The following is a 4,748-nucleotide window of genomic DNA, read 5'->3' as shown; positions in this document are numbered from 1 at the left end:
AGAGTTTCGTTTTTCTTTAAGTGTTATGCTGGTATTCTGGCCAATTGCTAACTGGCTAAAGAATATGAGTAGTAAAAGCGCAACGTGATTGGGAATTTTATGCATCTTTTTTTGATTAACAGGTTAGTATTAAGGCAATATATAAAATTTACTTATAAGTTGATATATTTAATTTGATGGTTATACAAATCTGCAACCCATAATGTGTTATTGTATATTAATACTGCTGCAGGTTTGTTTAAATCTTTATCATACACAATTTCTGTATTTTTATCGGATTCTATTTTAATTATTTTATTTGACCCCATATCGGCAATAAATAGTGATCCATTATTATCAGAACTGATGCCATGAGGCATTGACAGTTTTTCACTAAGTTCCAGTTTTACAATTTCTTTGCCCTGAATCAATCTGTAAATATTCATGTTGCCGGCATCGCAGATAACGATGTCGTTAACGTCGAAAGCCATATCTATAGGGTATTTAAAATCGGCTTTTAGATGAGAGGTATCATCATTTCCTGCTATGGTGGAAACAATACCGTTTTTAAGCATACGAACTTTTGCATTTCCTATATCCAAAACGAAAATTTCACCGTTTTTTCCCAGTAAAATTTGATGAAGCGAGTTGAAATTTGCTTCTAGTGCCGGCCCGTCTTTAAATCCTTTTTCTTTTTGATTTCCGGCTATGGTTTCTACATAGTATCCGCCTTTTCTGTTGTGAATTTTTCTTACTACGTTATTGCTTGCACTTACGGTGTAAATAATATCATTTTCAGCATCGTAGGCAACTCCGTGTATTCCTGCGAAAAGGGCTTCATCTGCCCAGCCGTCTTTATATCCCTTTCTGTCAGGTGCTCCGATTATTGTTTCAACAGTTCCGTTTTTATTTGCAATTCTAATAGCATTGTTATTAAAATCTACAAATAAAATCGCTCCGTCTTTATAGGGAGCCATCCTTATGGGCTTATCCAGCCTTGGATTTTCACCATCTGCGAAACCGGCTTCTTTTGTGCCGATTGTTTGTGCTTCTGTGTTAGTGAAGAATAAAAATAGTGAGATGATTATAGTAGAAATTAGTTTCATCGGTTGTGTGTTACTGGTTACTGGTTACTGGTTACTGGTTACTGGTTACTGGTTGCAGGTTACCGGTTGCCGATTAACTAGTAACAAGCAACCAGAAACTAGCAACAAAATTTATCTTTTGGTCTGCGTCATATTATCAGCAACAACTATTGTATAATTTGCAATTGTTTCCTTTTGCTCATCGGTCATTTCTGCCCATTCCGATTCCAATACTGTTGTAATAGTTTTAATATTGAATCCCGGCTTAATTTGGTTAACCCACCAAACAGTACCTCTGTAATAATCAGAGTGATAAGCACCATCGAGGTGTAGCAGTAAAGTTCCTTCCTTGTGGCTTTCTACAGAAAACTTAGCCATTGTTGCATCTTTTGCAGCCTGAGCCATCTGGATTTTATCCATAGTTGGAGGTACATGACCACCCATTTTTTCTTTCATGTCTTCATAAACAGAGGCATCGAAATGCTCTTTTAAAGGTCCGATCATAGCTTTGGCTTCGGGACTTAATGTATCCAAAGCAGCCATTCCCATTTTGTTAATCATTGATGCATAACGACGAGGGATGTTTGTTGCTATAAAACGAAGTTGTTTTTCCTTTGCAAATTCAACTAAAGGTTTGTAATCTGTTTGGTAGTTACCCCATAGTTGAGTTATTTCAACCAACATCTTTTTTTCCGGGTAGAATCCTGCCAGATATTCATCCAAAACCAGTTGATTACCATTTTCGAACATTTCAGCTCCAAAATATAAGTTGTTTCCCTTTTCTTCGAATAAACTTTTTGCAAGTTCTATTTGCAACCAGTGCGAAATTGGATTTGTGTGATACTCTCCGAAGAAAATCATATCGGAATCGGCTAAGTCTTTAACCATTTTTGAGTATTTAACTTCTTTTCCTTTGTTGCTGTACAGTTTATATGCAGGTTTGTCCTGTGCAAATGTAACTGTTGAGAATAGCATTATTATTGCTATGAATAGGTTTGATTTTTTCATGTTTTATTAATATTTGTTTATTTTTTATCGTCATTCCGACCGAAGCGATAGCGAAGTGGAGGAATCTGTTGATAATTTATAGTTTCTATCATGAGATCTCTCCACTTCACTGCGTTTCGGTCGAGATGACGGATTATACTACGTTTAAATTTAATCGTTATCCAATTGAATAATAAGGACTAATTTTTCATCACCTCGCATAACATCCACCATTACAGTTTGTCCGGGACGTAATTTACCCATTCTTGCCATATATTCGTAAATATTGTGAACATCTTTTCCGGCGATAGCTACAATAACATCTTTCTTTTCCATTCCGCCTCTGTCGGCAGCAGATCCTTTGGTAACAGCATCAACTCTTAATCCGTTATTGTCAGATTTACCGAAGTTTGGCATAATTCCCATTTTAACTCTTCCGCCACGTGTGTTTTTAGCTTTTCCTTTTGGTCCTGCCTCCTGGAATGTTAAATTGTTTTCTCTGTTTATTACGTTTTCGGTTAAATCGAAAGCGTAATCAGTTACACGTAGAAGTCCGTTGAAATTAATTTTTTCTACAACATCACGTGGTGTATGATAATCGTCGTGAGCCCCTGTATTGATGAAGAATACCGGAACATTTTCGATATAGAAGTTAGCATGGTCAGATGCTCCAAAACCATTGTATTCAAGACCTAAAACTAAATCTCTTTCTTCTGATTTTAGAATTTCCTGCAATAGATCTTCTCCTTCTTTTGATGTTCCAACACCACTAACAGTCATGTCTTTAGTGTCTTTTAGTCTTCCTATCATATCAAGGTTGACCATTGCTTTTATTTTGTCTTTAGAAACTGTAGGGTTAGCTGTGAAGAATCTTGAACCGATAGTTCCTATTTCTTCAGCACCAAAGGCAATAACAATTACGCTTCTTTTAAGCTTTCCTTTTTCTGAGTTAAGTTTATCGGCTAATTCCAAAACACCAGCAACACCCGATGCATTATCATCGGCTCCGTAGTGAATTGCGCTTTCTTTAGGCGCACGGGATGAAGTTCCGGCTCCTCCCATTCCTAAATGATCGTAATGACCTCCAATAACGATGTATTCTTCTTTTAGATTTGGATCTGATCCTTCAATTAAACCTACAATATTTCGTGTAGGAACTTTTTTAAATACAATTTTAGATTTTGCTTTAACTGTTGATTTTAAATCAAAAGAATTTGGCTTCATTTCTGTAATTAAGCCAGTCTCAAGTTCTTCGATTGTTGTATTGTTTGCTTTAAGAATTTTATTTGCAAAATCGCGGGTAATGTTTAAAGCTGGAATTCCAAGGTTTGATTCGGTTTGATCTTTCACCAATTCAACAAGTTTGTCCTTTCTTGCAACTTTAGTTCCGGCTACTAATAAAATACCTTTGGCACCTTCTTCTTTAGCTGTAAGAACCTTTGATTTTTCTCCTGAATATGGGATAAATACTGAATTTGGATTTCTTATTTCAGGATCGTTTCTAAGAACCAAAACCCATTTTCCTTTAACATCAATATTTTTATAGTCTTGCCAATTAACACTGTCCTGCTCTATGTCAAAACCATATCCTGCAAAAACCACAGGAGCATCAAGCTCTGCATCGCTTGAATAAGAAAAAGGAATAAAATCTTTGTTTAACTCGGCATTTTCATCACCAACGCTTAAGTTGTTTTCTTCCACGGGTGCTTCTGAAGCTGTTACCACATCAAAATATTGAAAGAATCCATCGCTTCCTCCCGGTTTTACACCAAATTCATTAAGCTTACCTGCAATATAGTCACCGGCTTTAATTCCGCCCGGAGTTCCCGGTAAACGACCTGATAAAGAGTCGGATGCAAGAACATTAATGTACTCTGATAAATCAGTAACAGTAATTTCCGGATTTGTTTTTGGAGCCTCATCTTTTGTTTTGTTGAGGCTGCCACAAGCTCCTACTCCCAGTAGTCCGGTTAGAGCAACTGCAGGAATAATTCTTTTTATTAGCATATAATTATTTTTATAAAGTTAGGTTAAACCAAAGGTTAATTATTTTTTTCCAAGATTTAATGATGATATATCCATCACAAATAGTTTAAGGGACCTGTCTCCTTTTTCATTATCTCTGCTAGAAGAAAATGAAAGTAGTTTTCCATCAGGCGAAAATGCAGGGAAACCATCAAATCCTTTGTTGTATGTTAATTGCTTTTCTTTTCCTGTTTTTAAATTAAGTAATACCAGCTCATAATTGTGAGGAGGAACAACAGTGATATATGCAACATGTTCTCCGTCCGGAGCAGGGTAAGGAGCCCAGTGAGTTCCGCTTTCGTGAGTAATTTGTTTCATGTTTTTACCATCAACATCAACAGTAAACAGGTGCATGTCTTTTTTCTCCAGACCTTCTTCCGATTTTTTCCAGGCACGGTAGATGATAGTTTTATTATCGGGCATGATGAAAGCTCCACCTTCCTGCCAATCTGGTGTAAATGTGATTTGTTTTTGGTTGCTGCCATCAGGGTTCATTGTCCACAAATCAAGTTTCCAGTCTGTTTGTCTTGTAAATAAAACTGTTTTCCCGTCAGGACTATAACCAACTTCAGCATCATAGTAATCATTATCGGTTAAACGTACGACGTTTCCACCATCTAAATCACTTTTATATAATTCTGCTCCCTGAGGATAATCCGTTGGTTCCATCCA

4 protein-coding genes are annotated in these 4,748 nt (G+C 36.5%); all 4 read right to left on the bottom strand.

The genetic code is table 11. The features are described 5' to 3' along the window. Positions 1-152: 152 nt before the first annotated feature. A complete protein-coding gene (locus ABFR62_13000) occupies positions 153-1,085 on the bottom strand; it encodes a hypothetical protein (GenBank protein ID MEN8139338.1) in 933 nt (310 codons plus the stop codon). Positions 1,086-1,196: 111 nt separating this feature from the next. Continuing rightward, on the bottom strand, positions 1,197-2,072 hold the full coding sequence (locus ABFR62_12995) for a ChaN family lipoprotein (protein ID MEN8139337.1): 876 nt from the start codon (positions 2,070-2,072) through the stop codon (positions 1,197-1,199). A 150-nt stretch (positions 2,073-2,222) separates the two neighbouring features. Continuing rightward, entirely contained in the window at positions 2,223-4,058 is a 1,836-nt protein-coding gene (locus tag ABFR62_12990) for a M20/M25/M40 family metallo-hydrolase (protein MEN8139336.1), read from the bottom strand. A 39-nt stretch (positions 4,059-4,097) separates the two neighbouring features. After that, a partial coding sequence (locus ABFR62_12985) for a hypothetical protein (protein ID MEN8139335.1) occupies positions 4,098-4,748 on the bottom strand: 651 nt, incomplete at its 5' end.

It is taken from the genome of Bacteroidota bacterium (assembly GCA_039714315.1).
Lineage (GTDB): Bacteria > Bacteroidota > Bacteroidia > Flavobacteriales > JADGDT01 > JADGDT01.
The sequence above is the reverse complement of the archived record's forward strand: the minus strand, read 5'-3'. Positions and strand labels throughout refer to the sequence as shown.